General features: G+C 42.6%; 19 protein-coding genes. 13 read left to right on the forward strand and 6 right to left on the reverse strand.

What is annotated here, in order from left to right:
- Positions 1-770 precede the first annotated feature (770 nt).
- Positions 771-1,382 carry a YczE/YyaS/YitT family protein gene (locus FTX54_RS05445; protein WP_147804059.1) on the reverse strand — a complete coding sequence of 204 codons (612 nt, stop codon included), beginning with the start codon at positions 1,380-1,382 and terminating at the stop codon, positions 771-773.
- Between the two features lie 522 nt (positions 1,383-1,904).
- Between FTX54_RS05445 and FTX54_RS05450 the strand changes: the two genes are divergently transcribed.
- Both FTX54_RS05450 and FTX54_RS05455 read left to right on the forward strand, forming a co-directional pair.
- On the forward strand, positions 1,905-2,264 hold the full coding sequence (locus FTX54_RS05450; RefSeq protein WP_187254574.1) for a YidH family protein: 360 nt from the start codon (positions 1,905-1,907) through the stop codon (positions 2,262-2,264).
- A 238-nt stretch (positions 2,265-2,502) separates the two neighbouring features.
- Complete coding sequence (locus FTX54_RS05455) at positions 2,503-2,832, forward strand: SCP2 sterol-binding domain-containing protein (RefSeq protein WP_187254575.1); 330 nt, start codon at positions 2,503-2,505, stop codon at positions 2,830-2,832.
- Between the two features lie 133 nt (positions 2,833-2,965).
- Here FTX54_RS05455 and FTX54_RS05460 read toward each other — a convergent pair whose 3' ends face one another.
- Positions 2,966-3,118 (reverse strand): FbpB family small basic protein, encoded by a 153-nt coding sequence (locus FTX54_RS05460; RefSeq protein ID WP_147804062.1) that lies wholly within the window; start codon positions 3,116-3,118, stop codon positions 2,966-2,968.
- A gap of 274 nt (positions 3,119-3,392) precedes the next feature.
- On the opposite strand from FTX54_RS05460, the gene FTX54_RS05465 reads away from it, so the two are divergent.
- Positions 3,393-4,364: an MBL fold metallo-hydrolase gene (locus FTX54_RS05465; protein WP_147804063.1), complete on the forward strand. Its 972-nt coding sequence runs from the start codon at positions 3,393-3,395 to the stop codon at positions 4,362-4,364.
- A 188-nt stretch (positions 4,365-4,552) separates the two neighbouring features.
- On the opposite strand, the gene FTX54_RS05470 is transcribed toward FTX54_RS05465, so the two are convergent.
- A complete protein-coding gene (locus FTX54_RS05470; protein ID WP_147804154.1) occupies positions 4,553-6,055 on the reverse strand; it encodes a BCCT family transporter in 1,503 nt (500 codons plus the stop codon).
- Between the two features lie 230 nt (positions 6,056-6,285).
- Here FTX54_RS05470 and FTX54_RS05475 point away from each other — a divergent pair, with 230 nt between their 5' ends.
- The 3 genes from FTX54_RS05475 (at position 6,286) to FTX54_RS05485 (ending at position 7,826) form a co-directional block, all read left to right on the forward strand.
- On the forward strand, positions 6,286-6,717 hold the full coding sequence (locus tag FTX54_RS05475; RefSeq protein WP_187254576.1) for a hypothetical protein: 432 nt from the start codon (positions 6,286-6,288) through the stop codon (positions 6,715-6,717).
- Positions 6,718-6,839: 122 nt separating this feature from the next.
- Complete coding sequence (locus FTX54_RS05480; protein WP_338485589.1) at positions 6,840-7,016, forward strand: hypothetical protein; 177 nt, start codon at positions 6,840-6,842, stop codon at positions 7,014-7,016.
- A 15-nt stretch (positions 7,017-7,031) separates the two neighbouring features.
- Entirely contained in the window at positions 7,032-7,826 is a 795-nt protein-coding gene (locus tag FTX54_RS05485) for a VLRF1 family aeRF1-type release factor (RefSeq protein ID WP_147804065.1), read from the forward strand.
- Positions 7,827-7,957: 131 nt separating this feature from the next.
- On the opposite strand, the gene FTX54_RS05490 is transcribed toward FTX54_RS05485, so the two are convergent.
- Positions 7,958-9,163: an MFS transporter gene (locus tag FTX54_RS05490; protein WP_147804066.1), complete on the reverse strand. Its 1,206-nt coding sequence runs from the start codon at positions 9,161-9,163 to the stop codon at positions 7,958-7,960.
- 168 nt (positions 9,164-9,331) lie between these two features.
- Here FTX54_RS05490 and FTX54_RS05495 point away from each other — a divergent pair, with 168 nt between their 5' ends.
- From FTX54_RS05495 to FTX54_RS05505, 3 genes are all read left to right on the forward strand, one after another.
- A complete protein-coding gene (locus FTX54_RS05495) occupies positions 9,332-9,718 on the forward strand; it encodes an OsmC family protein (protein ID WP_147804067.1) in 387 nt (128 codons plus the stop codon).
- A gap of 116 nt (positions 9,719-9,834) precedes the next feature.
- The gene (locus FTX54_RS05500) at positions 9,835-11,145 is read left to right on the forward strand and encodes an MATE family efflux transporter (protein WP_422387416.1); all 1,311 of its coding nucleotides are present in this window, start codon (positions 9,835-9,837) and stop codon (positions 11,143-11,145) included.
- 84 nt (positions 11,146-11,229) lie between these two features.
- Complete coding sequence (locus FTX54_RS05505; RefSeq protein ID WP_147804069.1) at positions 11,230-13,407, forward strand: tetratricopeptide repeat protein; 2,178 nt, start codon at positions 11,230-11,232, stop codon at positions 13,405-13,407.
- Positions 13,408-13,576: 169 nt separating this feature from the next.
- Here the strand turns inward: FTX54_RS05505 and yfkAB are convergent, their stop codons facing one another.
- Positions 13,577-14,698, reverse strand: a complete 1,122-nt coding sequence (yfkAB, locus tag FTX54_RS05510; protein WP_147804155.1) for a radical SAM/CxCxxxxC motif protein YfkAB — start codon at positions 14,696-14,698, stop codon at positions 13,577-13,579.
- 239 nt (positions 14,699-14,937) lie between these two features.
- Between yfkAB and FTX54_RS05515 the strand changes: the two genes are divergently transcribed.
- Both FTX54_RS05515 and FTX54_RS05520 read left to right on the forward strand, forming a co-directional pair.
- On the forward strand, positions 14,938-15,114 hold the full coding sequence (locus tag FTX54_RS05515) for an SE1561 family protein (protein ID WP_187254577.1): 177 nt from the start codon (positions 14,938-14,940) through the stop codon (positions 15,112-15,114).
- 17 nt (positions 15,115-15,131) lie between these two features.
- The gene (locus FTX54_RS05520; protein WP_187254578.1) at positions 15,132-15,743 is read left to right on the forward strand and encodes a histidine phosphatase family protein; all 612 of its coding nucleotides are present in this window, start codon (positions 15,132-15,134) and stop codon (positions 15,741-15,743) included.
- Between the two features lie 85 nt (positions 15,744-15,828).
- Here the strand turns inward: FTX54_RS05520 and FTX54_RS05525 are convergent, their stop codons facing one another.
- Entirely contained in the window at positions 15,829-16,179 is a 351-nt protein-coding gene (locus FTX54_RS05525; RefSeq protein ID WP_246125640.1) for a hypothetical protein, read from the reverse strand.
- Between the two features lie 126 nt (positions 16,180-16,305).
- Between FTX54_RS05525 and FTX54_RS05530 the strand changes: the two genes are divergently transcribed.
- The gene (locus tag FTX54_RS05530; RefSeq protein ID WP_187254579.1) at positions 16,306-16,455 is read left to right on the forward strand and encodes a hypothetical protein; all 150 of its coding nucleotides are present in this window, start codon (positions 16,306-16,308) and stop codon (positions 16,453-16,455) included.
- Positions 16,456-16,559: 104 nt separating this feature from the next.
- Positions 16,560-17,180 carry a DNA-3-methyladenine glycosylase family protein gene (locus FTX54_RS05535; protein WP_187254580.1) on the forward strand — a complete coding sequence of 207 codons (621 nt, stop codon included), beginning with the start codon at positions 16,560-16,562 and terminating at the stop codon, positions 17,178-17,180.

Here is a 17,180-nt window from a genome sequence, read left to right on the forward strand (position 1 = left end):
CCCTTCAATCTTTCTTTTCACACATATTTTTTCTTGAAGTAATTTATTTATAAGGCTGCCTTGAAAATAATGTAGATAAGCGATAAAAGTACGCTTTCGTTTTCATGGGGGCGCAGGGCCGGTTTCCGCTGCGTTTTTACGGGAGTAAAGTAAAATACTTTTGCTTTTCATGTACCGCTCCGAACCGCGGTGAAGGGGAGAAACTTAGATAGGGGTTGACTTTTATCTGTGTAAATATTATAATAATGAAAGTGCGTCAAACCCGAAGATTCGTTTGGGCGATAGAATAGTCTCTGGAATCCATTGTGAAATTGTAAGACCGGCGCGGTCAAGGAACCGTGAGGATGATTGAGAGGAAGGGCTTTCGTTGAGAAGCTTACTTATAAAGATTTTACCGCGGCGCGTAAACCGCCCGAACGAAAAATAAAGATGCAGAACAAAAAAAAGCAGGATCCCACACCGGGATTCCTGCTTTTTTCAATTAGCTGTGTTAAAGTCTGTTGCTGTTAAATATAGGAAACTTTGCTTCAGCTCTTCCGTGGAAGGGCTTTCCGGGTGGGCTTCGCCCTGCGGGATCTTCCAATCTCCTTCTTCCACGGGCATGTTTCCGCTTCGTTTTGATTCTCCAATACAGAAAGCCCGCTGTTTGAATCAAGAAGGTACCAAGGTAGAAACCAGTGCCAGGGCAGAGACGTCTGCGGAAATGTTCAATCGCAATGAAAGCGCCCATTCATCGCTTATCTACTTTATTTTCAAGGCAGCTTTGTAATTTAGGAAGCGTATTTCGTACGAAGGGAAGTCATCGGCTTATAGAAAAATTGTATAAGCGGACCTATTCCGAAAGCGACGAGGAGTGTTCCAATACCGATTGGTCCTCCGATTATGAAAGCAATAATCAGGATCATAACTTCCAGGAAAGTTTTAGAAAAAGAAAGGCTTTTTCCAGTAAGTTTATGAAAAACTATCATGGAGTGATCGATTGGATTTCTGGCAAAAGAAGACTGAAGATAAGAGGCGATACCAGCCCCGCAGAACAGAATACCTGTAATCAGTATGAAGCTCCGAAATGGAAGGGCGTTGAGCTCTATTCCCGATAACGCTATCAGCAGCCAGAAGTCTATAAAACTTCCTATCAGAAACATTGTGATTAAGGCAGAAAAATCAGGACGTTCTTTTAATAAGAGTCCATTAATTAATATAAGCAGAAAGCCGACGATAAAGGTCCAGCTTCCAACTGTAAGGCCGAGGTTTTCAGATAAAGCTACAAAAAAAGCATCCCATGGTCCCGCTCCCAGACCAGCTTTAATAATTAAACTGATACCGAAGGAAAGAGAAAATAATCCAAGTAAATAAAACGCACTGATAATCAATATATTTTTCATTTTTCTGTCTCCGTTCTTTTCATTGCTGCGTTCAATATTATAGCTTACCATTAATTACTGCTATATACTATATAAGTGAAAGAATTTCATGAGTGCTTTTCTCAGATAAATATACAAATACTTTTAGGAAATTATGCCCGGATATCCGCATATATGAATGACGCCGTGAAAGATGGCAGCTCCCGGAGAATAAAGCGCCGTTTCTAATTCTGTGAAGGTCACTTACATCGTTTAGTTTTTACCGTGGTGACTTCTTTTATGAAATTCAACCAAGTTATTTAACGAACGGATCATCAAATGTGAATGTGAATGTTCCTATATGAATATGGTTGATTAATATGAAAGACAAGCTTCCCGAAAAGCTTCCGTCTGACAGCTGAAACATTCACAGTGTTCGGAAATATCTTGCTTTTAACGACTGATGGAATTAATTTTAGAAGTATTGACAGTTAAAAATGGAAAGGTCTACGAACTGGCTTCAGTTTTAAAGGGAATTTGACGATAATAAGGAGGGGACCCGCATTGAAGGAAAGACAGGAAGCTTTTTACATACAGCAGCATCTTGCTAATGAAAGAACGTTCCTGGCATGGGTCAGAACCGCGTTAGCGATGAAAGGAATCGGTCTGCTTGTATTTGGTCTTGAACTGGCTCTTGGGAGTGGAGAGGGCGCGGGCAGGACGGCATCTCTTGGCGTGAGTTTAGTTTCCTATGCAGCAGGGATGACTGTTTTGGCTTCTGCTGTCGTCCTGTATTTCCGCAGCCGCAGGCAGATTAATAATGAGGAGTTTCAGTCTTCAGGGATTACGGTAATACTGACTGGAATTCTCGTGGGAGTTATCTTAACTGCTCTCCTCATTTATACTATCTTCGTTTACTATTAAAGTTCTGTCTAACGGGACAGACTCGTTAAATGAGCAGAAAAGGCTATCCTGCTGAGCGGCAGCGGAGTGACATAAAAATAACAGCGAACGTCAAAAGAGCCTGATGTATAGTAAATCAGCGATTCAAAAAGAAGGGATATATTTCCTGTCCTTCTATATTCAGAGTATACTTTTTTGATAGGTTGCTCTATAATAAAATAAAATGAATGATCATTCATTCGAAAGAGGGGGAAGTACTGTGTCAATATCCGAAACGCTGGAAAAATTCACTGAGAGAATGGAAGAGAATCCGGAGCATATAAAAGATTTAACCTACACGTATGAATTTCATATCACAGATGAAAAAGAAGGTATCTATCAGCTTCATATTCAGGAGGGAAAGGCGGAATATTACACGGCTAAGGTAAAAGAGCCAAGGCTCGTGCTTGAGATGGACAGCGAACATTTTCTTAAGCTGGCAGACAACAATTTAAATGCCGCGATGGCTTATATGAGCGGCCGCTTAAAAATAAACGGAGAAGTTTCCCACGCGCTGAAGTTTCAGTCTCTACTAAAAAAGTACCAGTAATAATCGAAGAAACTGCATAAAACGGATGCTGTGTTCAACGGCAAAGCGGCATGACAACTTTGTCATGCCGCTTTGCTAAAGAGCGAATAGTGAGAGATGTTGTCCTAAAAAACTTTATCAAAATCACTAATCGTTAATAAGCTCCTTTTCGGTTGTGATGATTCTGCTGCTCATGTTTTTCATCAAGTCTCACCTCAATTGAAGTGATTGCTTCTTTATCCTGCATTATTTCCTGTTTATTCTGCTGCACCAGGTCAGCGAATGACGTTCGCATTGTTTTTCGCATCGTATCCTCCATTCTTTATTAGTAATTCCCTTTTTAAATTATACATGAAATCAGAATATTTTAATAACTGAATTGTTACAATATTTTGAACAGTGAACACAATTCAATTGCTGCTTTCGTGTCTGCTGTTGTTATTACGGAAAAATTCGAAGCCCGTCTTGCATGGAGGAGAGCTCCGGGTGGTACGAAGAATCCTCAGTAATACAAATCTTTCTTCATATTTTGAAAATGAATTAAAAAATTACTAATGAAATTGATTTGAGGAGGGAAATAATTGCATAATAAAACAGAAACGATGACCGTTCATAAAATTCCACTGCCTACTCCTTTTTTAGTAGGCGATATCAACGTATATGTGATCAAAGGTGACCAGGTCGTCCTCGTTGATACAGGACCTGATACGAAAGAAGCCGAAACAGCGCTGATAAACGGCCTTAATAATCTGTCTCTTAAAGTGGAAGATGTGGATGTCCTGTTATTAACTCATCATCATCCTGATCATATAGGTCTTGCTTATTTATTTGCTGAAACAGCTCTTACGGCAGGACATGCAAAGCTGAAGCCATGGCTTGAGAAAGACGAAGCACATTATCAAAGATTCAATGAATTTTTTCGTGCTTTCTTATTAGAAAATGGCATGGAACGAAAATGGATAGAAGCTATCGAAAATCAACGGGAAAAATATAAAAAGTTCACGAAGCCGACCGCGCTGGAGATGGAACTGGAGGAAAAAGAAAGCGATGTTCCCGGTCTTCCCGGGTGGGGGGTTATGGAGACTCCCGGACATGCCCAGACTCATCTGTCTTTTTATAGAAAAGAAGACGGGGTCATGGTAGCCGGAGATCATTTAATAGCCCATATTTCTTCGAACGCTATTGTTGAAGCTCCTTACAATGAGCACGAACCGAGGCCGGAAACTCTTATTCAGTATCGGAATTCCCTGGAGAAATGCAGCTGGGTAACGAAAGTTTTAGCAGGTCACGGGGTGGATATTCAAAATCCCAGCAAGCTTATTTCAGAAAGACTGAGTGCTCAGGAAGCGAAAGCACGTATGTTTCTTGAGAAGATGAATGGAGAGAAAATGACAGTTTTTGATTTGACGAAAAAAATATATCCTGAAATGTATAAAAAACAACCTGATCTCACTTTTTCTGAAACGATCGGACACCTGGATTTGTTAAGAAAGAGTAATCAGATTGCTGCAGTAAAAAGTAATGGGATGTATGTCTATGAACAAATCCTGTAACATGGATTTCGGATAAATTCGGAGGCCGTCTGCAAAAGTGTTCTTCTTAAGCGGAGCTTTTCCTGAAACCAGCCCTCCCTCAGCAGAGGAAAAGGGGAGACATGAACTTCAAAACGGTTGTTATACAGAAAAACGCCTCCATGATAATGCTTATCATGGAGGCGTTTTAGGTGATCCGGTTTCTCTATTTAAGAAGCTTTGCGTTTTTTCATTTCCGGAAACTGCTCATTGTATAACGTTTTTACTACCCGGGGAGCAAGCCATAACGTTGGAAGGATCAGCAGTGATACAGGTACTGCTGTGAACACGATAAAGGATTGAAGGGCATCGACACTTCCTTCTCCAAGAAAAAGCAGAACAGAAGCTACTGTACCCATCAACAGGGCCCAGAATACCCGAAGGCCGCTTGAAGGAGTGGGACTTCCAGTTACTGCCATAGATATAGTGAAGCTCATCGAGTCGCTCGTTGTAGCCACAAAGATAATTGTTACTAAAAGAAAGGCGCCGGCAAGGAAAGTGCCGAACGGCATTTGTTCAACAATCGCAATCATTGCTGCGGGCATGCCTCCTTCATTTAATGCACCAGAGACCGATCCGGATTCCTGTAGTTCATAAAATATCCCGGATCCGCCGACGACCGAAAACCAGAAATTAGTAATCAGAGGGGCAATTATTGCAATAGCAGTCACAAGTTCCCGAATGGTTCTTCCGCGGGAAATACGGCTGATGAAAACAGCCATCATCGGTGCATATCCGATAAACCAGCCCCAGAAAAACAGCGTCCAGAAAGAGAGCCATGCTGTATCGCCTCTGTATAAACTAAGTTCTAAAAAGTCTCTTGTATAAACTCCCATTGTCCCAACGAACGTATCAATAATAAATCCGCCTGGACCGATTAAGAGGACGACAACAATTAAAGCAAACGTAAGAATAATATTCCACCTGCTCAAGAATTGAATTCCGCGGTGAAGTCCTGTAACTGCGGAAATTGCTGCGATCGAAATTAAACCGAATACGATAAGAAGCTGAGTCAGAAAAGTATTTGGTATTCCGAATAAAGATTCAAATCCGTAGGCAGCCTGCAGACCTAAAAAGCCGATGGGACCGATAGTGCCCGCAGCCACTGCGATAATGGAAAACGCATCAGCCAGCGTGCCTATTACACTTTTACCTGCAATTTTTTCGCCGAATATAGGATAAAGAAGCGTCCGCGGCTTTAACGGCATGCCCCGGTGGAAATGTCCGTACATAATGACGATAGCGGCAAGCGTCCCCAGAATAGCCCATGCAAGAAATCCCCAGTCCAGAAAAGACTGTGCCATGGCGGGGACGACGGCAGCTGCGGTGCCTGCTTCTCCATCATACATCGGAGGTGTTTCTAAAAAGTGATACATCGGCTCGGCAGCAGCCCAAAAAACGCCTCCTCCAGCTAGCAGAGTACACATAATAATTGATATCCATTTAAAATTGCTGAGTTCAGGCTTCTGCGTGTTCCCGAGTCGAATATGTCCATATTTGGAAAAAGCCAGAAACAAGGCTATAATAAAAGTTGCAAGCATGAGGACCTGCCAGAATGTACCGAAGTAGGTCGTTGAAAAACTGAATGACCAGTCTACAAATGCGCCGACAGCACTTGTATTAATAATTGAAGCAACCACAAAAGCTATGAGAAGGCCGCCGCTTATAAACATAACCGGCCAGTCGATTTTTGGTTTTAATTGCAAAGATGAATCCCCCTATTGATTTTATAAGTCGTTTCGTGTCGATTTAACAGCACAAGAAGATACATTAACAACTTTGAGCAATTAATGCAAGTGAAAAAATTTCATGGTTAGTGAAAGGAAATAAAGGGGAAAGGTTAGCAGGAATAAAGATATTGTTATAGAATGGTATTTATGGACCAAATGAAACGGAGGGAACAATGATGAGTAAAAGTTCAAAAATTATAGCAGGTACGACTATAGCAGGTTTAGTAGCTGGTGCAGTTACAATTGCCGCTTCCCCGCAGGCACGAAGAACTGCTTCAAATTCCACTGCACAGGTGAAGCAGTTTGTTACTTATGTACAAGAAAACCGCGAAGAATTTGTGGAGCAGCTGCGTAATTCGGGTGAGGAAATTTCCCGAGTCGTAGACCGTGCCTCAGAAGACGTTAAGCAGCTGAGAGAAACTTCGCAGAACATTATGTCTCATTTTGAAGAAGTGAAGAAAGTTTTAGGTAACGTTAACAGCGAATGGAAAGGGATGCTTGAAGAAGTTTCCCGTAATCAAAAACATCTCGATCAGTCTCAGGCAGAAGTACCTATTGAACATCTTCCGGAAGGTGAGCGCGAATCGGAAAAATTGGATAAATAAATAAAAAGGGCTGCTCCTGTTGCATAATGGGACAGCCCTTTTTTGACTTTCTACGCATTTTTTCAGCTTTCATGTTTTGTAAAAAATATAGAGGCACGGTCATTCTAAGAAAGAGCAGTAGTGTGAAGACTGACTATCGTGGAAGATTAAAAAGTAATGAAAAGATTGGCATGAGCAATGTGAAAACGGAAAAGAAGCGGACAGCAGGCCCGGTACTTATTAATCTTATGAATGCCAAAAGTAAAAAGAAGTTTGATGAGAAGATTTTTTGGAAAATAGCAAAGTATATAACACTCTAGGAGGCTTGATTCAGTATGACATTAACAAATGAACTTAAATCGCTGAAAAAAATTGAATGCCCTGATGGTAAATGCGTTCTTTCTGTATATTTAAACACGGACCCGGCTGATCAGGATCAGCAAAAAGGAGAATGGAAAATTCGACTTAAAAACGGTCTGAAACGAATTGAAGAATATATCGAAGCATCTGGTGACAAAGAAGAGCTGAAAGCTTATAAAAATTTAAAAAAACAGGTAGATGATGAAATAAACGGTAACAGGTCCCGTCTGGCTAAAGGCGTAGTTATTTTCGGATCAGATCATGAAAATCTATGGTCTGCGCACTACCTGCAGGTACCGGTAGAAACTAATTTCTACTGGGAGTCGACGCCGCATCTTGAAGAACTGGAAAAGCTCCAGGAAGAATATCCGCGCTCCGGAATTATTCTCCCTAATAATGATGAGGTACGCATTATTGATACATCTCTTGGAGAAGTGAACGGGGAATGGCGGTATGAATTTGATTCCGGCAAGGAAGAATGGAATCTCTCAGACGGCATGGGCTCTGCCGATAGAACAGCTTCCGGTGCCAGCCACGTAGATAAATTCCAGCAGCGGTTTGAAGAAAATAAACACCGTTTTTATAAAGACATGGCTCAAAAAGTAGAAAAAATCCGCAAAGACAGCGGATGGAGTGAACTGCATATTGTAGGAGAAGCGGGCATGGCGCGCACTTTTAAAGAAGTTCTCCGTACAGAGCCTGCAGGCATGGTGGAAAAAAACCTGAATAACGCTGATTCTTCCAAAATATTAGGAGAAGTGTTTAAATAAAGGCTGTACAATTGGCTGGAATAAGATAAAAACAGGGCTTTTTAATACTGACCTTAAAGCGTCATGGCGATATTTCGTCATGACGCTTTTCAGGTCCTGTTCCGCCGCCCCCGGACTTCTTAAATGAAGCGTCATGACCAGGAGTGATCCGCTGCAGAAGGCTGGCTTTCGCTGGAAAACCTCTGCTGATATTGGAAGACAAAGCCAGCAGCAAGCATAAGGGCAAGCATCCCGCTTATTGAATAATAAATAGATCCGGGCCCGATGATATCAATGAGCAGACCCCCGACTATAGGGCCTGTCATACTGCCCAGACCAAAGAGGACTGCTGTCATCACATTGCCTGTAGGGAGAAGATCAGCGGGCACAAGATCGGCAAGGTAGGTAATACCTAATGAAAAAAGGGATCCGAGAATCATTCCGGTAATAACAAACCCGCTGAAAAGCAGAGCCGGAGAATGTTCTACAAGGGGCATAAATAAAAAGATGACCGCTCCGGTCCCCATTATCCAGAGAAGAATACGGCTTCTCCCAAATTTATCGCTGAGCATACCGAGCGGAAGCTGTGTGAATAAACTGCCGAACACAAAGCCTGGAAGAAGAAATACAGTTGTCAACTGCAGATCAATTCCCATCCTCATGGCATAAACCGGATAATTCCCATGCAGGGAAGCTTCCAAATATCCATAGCAGAAGCCGGGAAGCAGTGCAAACCAGGCAAGTTTAATTACCCGCTTGTACCTGATCATAGTACTAATTCTGGAAGCTGTTTCCACATTGCCGGCAGGATGTTCATTTCGAAGCATGAGCATAAAGCATAAAGCGGTCAGACTCATTAAAGCGGAAATGAGAAAAGGAAGAAATTCACTGATTTCCAGCAGACGGGTCATCATCGGCCCGACGCCAAAACCAAGCCCGAAAGCGAGCCCGTAAAGAGCCAGCTGCCGGCCCCTCTTTTCGGGCGAGCTGGTAGTGCTGATCCAAACTTGAGTGGAAAAGTGGATAAGATTATCTGCTACGCCTACAATCATCCTTAAGACAAACCATAACCAGAAAGCCTGCCAGAAAGGGAACAATGCTACTGTAATGGTAACGAGTACGAGCCCGGTTAAAATGACGGGTTTGTACCCGTACCTGCGCACCGGGGCTTCAATAAAAGGAGAAATAAGAATAATGCCTATGTATAACGCGGCTGCATTTAATCCGTTAGCTGAAGAAGAAATACCGGAACCTTCCAGCATGACAGCCAGCACCGGCAGAAGCATCCCCTGAGAAAAGCCGGCAATCAGTACCATCCCTATGAGAACCCAGTAGCGAAAAAGCGGATTATTCTCCATGAAAAAACGAGCTCCTCTCCCGATGAATAATTCGATTATCTAAAAGAATTGGTCATTCTTCTATTGTAAGCCTGTGAATAAAACTTGCAAGAAGGTTTTACGTGACGAATAGTCAGACTTTACGTAAAATGAACATTGAACTAAAAGTATTTTAAGGAGGCAGTTTAGATGGACTTTACATGGCAGGGTGACTATTTCGAAACAGACTTGGAATATGGAACACTTCGAATCAGTGGAAATGAAGAAAACGGATTCCGGCCATTTCAGCTTATGGTTAGTTCTATTGCTGTATGCAGCACGTCCGTGCTGCGCCAAATTCTGGAGAAGCAGCGGATGACCGTGTCGGATATCCAGGCGCATGCTGATGTAACGAGAGATGAGAGCCGCGCTAACAGAATCAGCAGTATCGCTTTACATTACAAAATTAAAGGGGAAGGGCTATCGGAAAAAAAGGTGGAAAAAGCTGTTGCTCTGGCACAGAAAAACTGTGCTATGGCTCAAACTGTCATAGGGGCGGTTAATCTCACAGAAACCTTTGAGATAAGTGAAGACTAGCCTGGCGGAGCAGGAGCAGATATAGAAAAAATCTTCCGAAAATCTTCTACATAGCAGCTGGAAAGGTTTGAATTGATATGGCAGGGAAACAATACGACTTCACAGAAGGAAGCATCATGAAGAAAATGATCCTGTATTCCTCTCCGATCTTTCTTACAAACATTTTACAGACTTCCTATCAGGTAATTGATTCCCTGTGGGTAGGGAATTTACTCGGTCCCAACGCTCTGGGAGCAACAGCGATATCAGGAACAGTTATATTTACGATTCTGGCTTTTATTATCGGTATTAATACGTCTGCCTTAACTGTTCTTTCCCAGTATAAAGGGGCAAAGGATCCTTATGGATTAAAAAAGGCACTGAATGCATTTGTTGTTATTCTAGGGGTGCTTACTTTTATATTGGGAATCGTAGGTTTTGTTATTGCAGAGAGGATTCTTCAGTTCATGGGGACGCCGGAAGAGACCCTCCCGCTGGCTGCTGTTTATTTACGGATTAATTTTGTAGGTATTATGTTTCTTTTTGGATATAACTTTATTGCTACCGTTTTAAGAGCACTAGGAGATAGTAAAACACCGATCAGGTTTGTTCTGCTGGCTGTTATTTTGAATGCTGTACTGGATCCAATATTTATTGCCGGCTTTAATATGGGAATTGAAGGGGCAGCTTATGCTACTGTTTTTTCTCAGGGAACCGCTTTTTTATATGGTCTGACATATTGTGTAACGAAAGGAAATGTACCGTTTTCGATTCCTTTCAAACCACAGAAAGAACAGGCCAAGCAGATATTCAAGCTGGGTCTTCCTTCAGGGCTTTCCATGATGGTAATTTCCGGTGGAGTGCTGGCTATTATGACAGTAGTGACCGGGTTTGGAGATGAAGTCGTAGCCGGGTTCGGCGCAGCTCAGCGTCTTGACAGCCTGATTATGCTGCCCGCTCTTACTCTTGGATCTGCGATAAACAGTATGGCCGGTCAGAATATTGGTGCTGATAAATGGCACCGGGTGAGTGAAATTACAAGAAGCGGGCTGATGCTGATTGCAGCAGTTTCCCTCACAATGAGCACTATCGTTTTCTTTAGTGCAGATTGGGCTGTTTCGATGTTCGTACAGGACCCGGAGACCGTAGCTTTTGGTACAATGTATGTTCAGACCGTTGCATTCTTCTATCCGTTTTTAGGTATTAATTTTGTCCTGAATGGAATTGTAAGAGCAGCGGGAGGTATGTTTCAGGTATTTATGCTTAATGTGATCTCATTTTGGATTCTCCGCTTTCCACTCACTTATATTTTCGCAGAAATTTACGGGGAGGCTGGAATCGGGATTGGAATGGGAGCTTCTCTCGTATTAAGTGCTCTGATTGCTGCTGGTTATTACCGGCTGGGACGGTGGAGAAGCATCAACATTATGGAAAACACGAAAAAATGAAACATGTAGATCTAAAAATCGTTTATAATAAAGTATAACTATGAAGAAGCTGAAAGACAGCTGCTTACGCGGAGGGATGAACGCATGGAGAAACAAGAATCACTAGTTCAAAAAATGTATTATCAGCATGTGATCGATGAAGAACACCAGCAGTACCCCGTTAAACAGCTTGGGAAAATGCTGGAGGAGGCTCAGGAAGATGAAGCCCTTCTTTCTGATATCCGTTTTGCTCAGGGTGAAGTATATTATCATCACCTTGACGTGGAAACGGCTATTTTCAAGTGGGAAAATGTGTCTGGAGAACTTAAATCATGGGCTTATAAAAACATAGGGGATGCTTACTACGATCTCGGTTGGCTTGATCAGGCCAAAGATACTTATTCAGGAGTACAGACTGAAGATACCACGCTGAAAAGTGAAATCGCCCTTCAGCTGCTATCTATTTTTGCGGAAGAGAAAAACCGCGATAAAGTTTATGAGTATTTAACCCTTGTTCTAGATATTGATCCGGACTATCCCGGAGTTTCCGAGCTTGCAAGAACACTCTATGAAGATTATGAGGACTGGCTGAAAGCCGTCGATTTATCTGTCAAAGAAGCAGAAAGAACAGGAGACAGCGGCTGGTACGCTCATTTGCTGCACTATATCCGCCGAGGGTATACTTCCGGTTTCCAACCGGAATATTTTGAGAAGCCGGCCCGCCTTCTCGCTCAGGAAGATCAGCCGCTCTTTCAGGAATTCATTGGTGAATTAACGGCACGGTACCGTAATAGTGGTCATTATCTGCATTGGATTGCAGTTATGAATACAATCTTCTCGTCTTTGGAATTAACGAAATATCCTGACTGGGAAATGATGGCGGCTCTCCATCACGATGTTTATATCGACTTAACAGATGGTGCCTACCTCCAGGAGGAAATGGAGCCATTAATGCCGGAACTGCTTCGGAACTGGGAAGTTTTATCGAGTGGACGCAGCACCGTACTTGCACTGGCCGCCCAGGCAGCCTGGGAGGAAGTATTCCCTGAAAAAGAATCTGTTCTTAACGGTCTGGCTCAGGAAAGCGGTCATAACCCTGCTCTTGCTGCAGAAGAAATGCTCCGTTTAATGGAGTCGATAGTAGCATGGGTAGAAGCAGAAGGACTGGATCCTGAGCTTACAACTGAACCGCTCAGGCAGGAACTGCTGGAGGTTCCCGGTTTAAGCAATGTTCTGGAAGAAAAAGCAAACAATACTTTCAATCGCGCTCAGTGGATTGACTCGGTAGGGCGGGACGAAGCTCAGGCTGATAAAACGGCATCTCGTCTTTCTAAAGCTATCCGCGGCATGCTGACAAGACTTCTGGAACAGCAGCGCTCGGTGGAAAACAGTCTTGAGGAGTCGATTCATTTTAATAATGAAATGCTTGAGCAGTTTAAGGAGCTTCATAAAACACTTGAAGGTACGAGAACAGATAAGCAGAAAAGCATTGTAGAATCCTATCAGACGATGAAACAAATGCAGAAAGAACAATTTGAATCCAACGTTCCTTCCATTATTAAAGAAGCTGCGGACGTACTGGATGATACTGAAAAAAGCGCAAAGAATCTTCATGAAGAACTTGATGTAGCCATTAATACAAGGCTCCGTGCCTACATTGATGAAGACTTGTTCCCAGTATTCCGACGGTCGCTTCAGACATGGCTTAAAGAAACGGAACAGGATTTTCAAACTTCTCAAAATTACTTTGATGAAGTAAACCAAAATCTCAACTCAGCTATTGGAGAAGAAACACTGAATCTCCAGCTGGATTTTGAACTGATCCATGACTGGAAAAGAGATTTGACCCGTATGATTAACCGTACGGAGCTTCCGGACGAAAATATAATGTCCCGTCTGGAGCCCAAGCAGATGCTCCTTCGAAACGTAGGGAAATTTTTCGGTGAAATGCAGCAGAGTAAAACCTTCGTACAGCAGCAGTATCGCAGATATCTTGAATCCGGGGATTTCCAGGGAATTGCTGAAGTTCTGTCTTACAAACTGTTCTTCGAATTTGATCTGTTTGACCGGGCAATTCGGGCAGATGTGGATACTAACTATGGCGACCTGGTAGCTCACCTCGAAGAAATTATCGAAACGTATAAGCATCATTTAGAGATGACAAAGCAGGAACTGGCTAACCTCCAGCAGAATCCTGAACAATTCTATGACCCATTAAAGATTTTCGATATGCGTCAAAAGCAGTGCGACCGCCTGCTCGGAAGTAATATCGAAGCTTCTTAAACCCAGCTCATGAAAAAGCTGTCCCGGTAAAGCGCCCCGGAACAGCTTTTTCTTTTTTATCTGGCTGCCTTGAATATAAAGTAGATAAGCAATAAACGTGCGCTTTCTTTTCCATGGGGGCGCTTACCTTTATTTTGCGTAAGAGCCTTTAGACTTTAACACAGCTTTTTTATTTAGCGATATTTGCGGAGCGGGTCGTGAAATCTGTATCTTTATAGTAAGCATTTTTAACGAGAAGATTGGGGCCCAGGCATTCAACCGCTGGACAGTGACAGGAGAGGGAAGCAGCTGTTTCGGTATGCTGCCATTCCTGAAAAGCCTGTGGGAGGGATTTATCATGAATCGAGCCCAGACTGCCATCCTGGTGAAAGTCTGTCACATGGATGGAACCGTCAAAAATATTGACATTTAATCGGGATCTGCCATCCGGATCATTTCTGACAGTTACATTTTTTTCTTTGTACAGCCTTTTTAACAGCTTGAGGTCTGTCACCTCTTCACTGCATGGATAAAAAGGGAGGGTGCCGAACAGCATCCAGAGATCCTTGGAACGTGCATCGAGCAGGCGGTGGATACCGCTTCGGATTTCTTCTAAGGAAGCGGTTTCCAGATGACTCGCGAAGCTGGTTGGGTACATTGGGTGTATCTCGTGGCGGGTGCATCCCATCGCGGCAATCTGTTCATGAATCGCTTCCAAATGGGGAAGAGTGCGTTTGTTTAGCATCGTTTCTGCAGAAATCATTACCCCTCTTTCGCTTAGAATACGGCTGTTTTCCACCATTCTGTGGAAATAAGCTTCCCGCTGGTGCAAGGGTGGTTTTTTGTCCATGACTGCAAATCCAATATCAACAAAATCCTGTAGAGAGCCGTAGTTATGCGAAATATGAAGCACATCCAGATAAGGAATAATCATCTCGTAACGTTTTAACGGCATAGTCAAGTTGGAATTAATCTGCGTTTTGGCTCCGCGATTATGAGCATACTGAAGCAGTGGAAGCACATAGTCTTTAACGCCTTTTTTAGAAAGCATCGGCTCTCCTCCTGTGATACTGAGGGCCCGCAGATGAGGAATCTCATCCAGTTTGGCAATAAAAAGTTCCAGTGGCAGCGGGGAAGGATCTTTCGTTTGAAGAGAATACCCTACTGCACAATGTTCACATCGCATGTTGCACAAATTAGTAGTCGTAAATTCTACATTGGTGAGCTGGGAGGAGCCAAACTCGATTATATCCAAATAAGCTTCCCACGGATCTAAGTGAGGTTTCGCAGATGGAGTATTAGTCAATTTCATCATCCTTTCAATTTCAACGTTTATAATAACAGGTAGTCCCTTGGAAAGAAATACACTGGAGAAAGAAACTTCTGATGAAGGTGTGGTATTTTCTGTGCGAATACCTGATCTGGAGAATAGTTTTAAATCAGCTTCTCCTGCAGACGAACGAGTACAGGTGAAGAAATGGATTTTATCGTTGCCTTCCAGATAGATTCTGTTAAAATGAATTACTGGAAAGACATGAAAGGGGCATTTATATGAATTATTCAAAAGAAGACAAGCTTCAGACACTTCATGAAAGAATGGAAAAACTTGTTGATATGCTTGATACACTGGACCCGGAAAAGACAGAAGTCGAAGACATCGATCGTATTATCAGTATGCTGGATGACCTGGAAGCCCAGTGTCAGCAGTACCGCCAGCAGTACGAGTAAGACCCGGGAGGCATGATGTGACTACTTTATATTTAATTCGACATGGTCAATCGACAGCAAATATTAAGCACATTATTCAAGGTCAGAGTGATTATCCATTAACTGCTCTTGGGGAAAAACAGGCTTCTCTCGCTGCGAAGTATTTGAAAAACATTAAACTAGACGCAGTATATGCGAGTGATTTGTCCAGAGCTTATCAGACAGCTGACATGATCACAGAACCTCATGCATTGAAGCCGCAGCCTGAAGAAGACTTACGTGAAGTCTTCCTGGGTCCGCTCCAAGGAAGAGCTCGGGCAAGTGTAGTGAAGGACTATCCTGAGCTGAACCATCGCAGTTTCGTAACGTCCGGAATTCCAGGCACAGAGACATTTGATTCAATAAGCATGAGATGTTTGAATCTTGTCCAGAAATGGCAGAGGGATCATCAGGGAGAGACAATTATGGCAGTTTCCCACGGTGGGTTTATAAGCATATTTCTTATGTATCTTATAGCTGGTGATGGTTGGCACCATTGGAACCGTCCGTTTCTTATAGAAAACACCGGCATCACAAAAGTTTATTTTGACGAAATGGGCCAGGCGAAAATTCACTTTTCCAATAACACTTCTCATTTAGAAGAATTATAAGTACTAAGCTTTGAATAGTTTCAGGATAAATAAAAGGAAGCCTTCCATAGTAGACGGGAGGCTTCCTTTTTTGTAATAAGGTATTTCAGCAGAGATCACCCTCTCCAAGAGCCTGGGCCAGCGTAGTGAGTTCTTGTTGGGTTCCGTGACTTAACGGCTCAAGGTGACGTACACATAGAACAGCTGCTGGAGCCTTTCTGGATGGCGAAGGTATTTCAAAGGCAGTAACATCTTTATCTGAGGGGGAAGAAGGGTTTTTCTGATTGGATACGGCTAGAAAATCTTTTGAATGCAGACAGTATATTCCGCACCATTCCACCCAGGAAATTTTTTCATAAAGCAGTTCTGTTGTCTGTTGAAGGAGTTCTTTAGTTGGAACGTTATTATAAACTTTTTCCATGATTTTATAAGACACAATATCTGTAGCTGTGGACAATAATATCTCTCCCTTATACTGAACAATTATGAACAGTATTTATTTTAACAAAGACAGGATTCTTTTTGGATGAAAGAAAGAGAAGTATGGCACATATGATAAAATAGTCGGAGAAAGGAGGCTATTATGAAACAGGAAATAATTGTTGAAGGCCCTTATAATTTTCTGCATGCTTTAAAGCGTCTTTCAATGGATCCGCTTCAAAATATAAACTTGGAAAAGAAAATATTCTTATACCGATGTGGCTTAATGACAGGCGGTTCACCATCGGACTGACTCAAACCGGTACGGTGGACAGACCAAGATTTTTAATACAATCCTCTGACTCTCCGCCGGAAGAAGAAGTCATTTCCAGCTTAATCAGGAAGTTTCATTGGGACATGCCACTTGAAAAAGTTTCTGAGCATTTTGGCCATACAGAGTTTTCATCTGTTTTTCAGGCCTTTCACGGGACTCCTTTTGTCTGCGATTTCCAGGAATATGGAGCACTCATAAAAACGATAATTCATCAGCAGCTAAACATGAAATTTGCTTATACATTAACGAGCCGTTTTGTGAAAAAATATGGCTTTTATCATAAAGGAGCATGGTTTTATCCCCGCCCTGAAGACACGGCTGAACTTTCAGTTGCGGACCTCAAAGACCTTCAATTCAGTGGCAGAAAAGCTGAATATGTTATAGATACTTCTAAATTGATTATCGATAATAAAATAAACCTGCAGTCAATGAGAGAGAAATCGGAAGCAGATATAATGAAAGAACTGACAGCTGTTAGAGGCATAGGACGGTGGACAGCTGAAAACTTCCTCATGTTTGGTCTGGGCGGGATAGATTTATTTCCCGTTCAGGATGCAGGTATCCAGAATGCTGTACGCAAATTAAAGAAGATGGCCGGCAAGCCGGCGTTGGAATCGCTGGAGGAAATGTCCGGGCAGTGGAAACCGTACCGTACGTATGCCGCTCTTTATTTATGGGGAAGTCTGGAATATAACGTAGAATAG

The organism is Alkalicoccus halolimnae (assembly GCF_008014775.2).
GTDB lineage: Bacteria > Bacillota > Bacilli > Bacillales > Salisediminibacteriaceae > Alkalicoccus > Alkalicoccus halolimnae.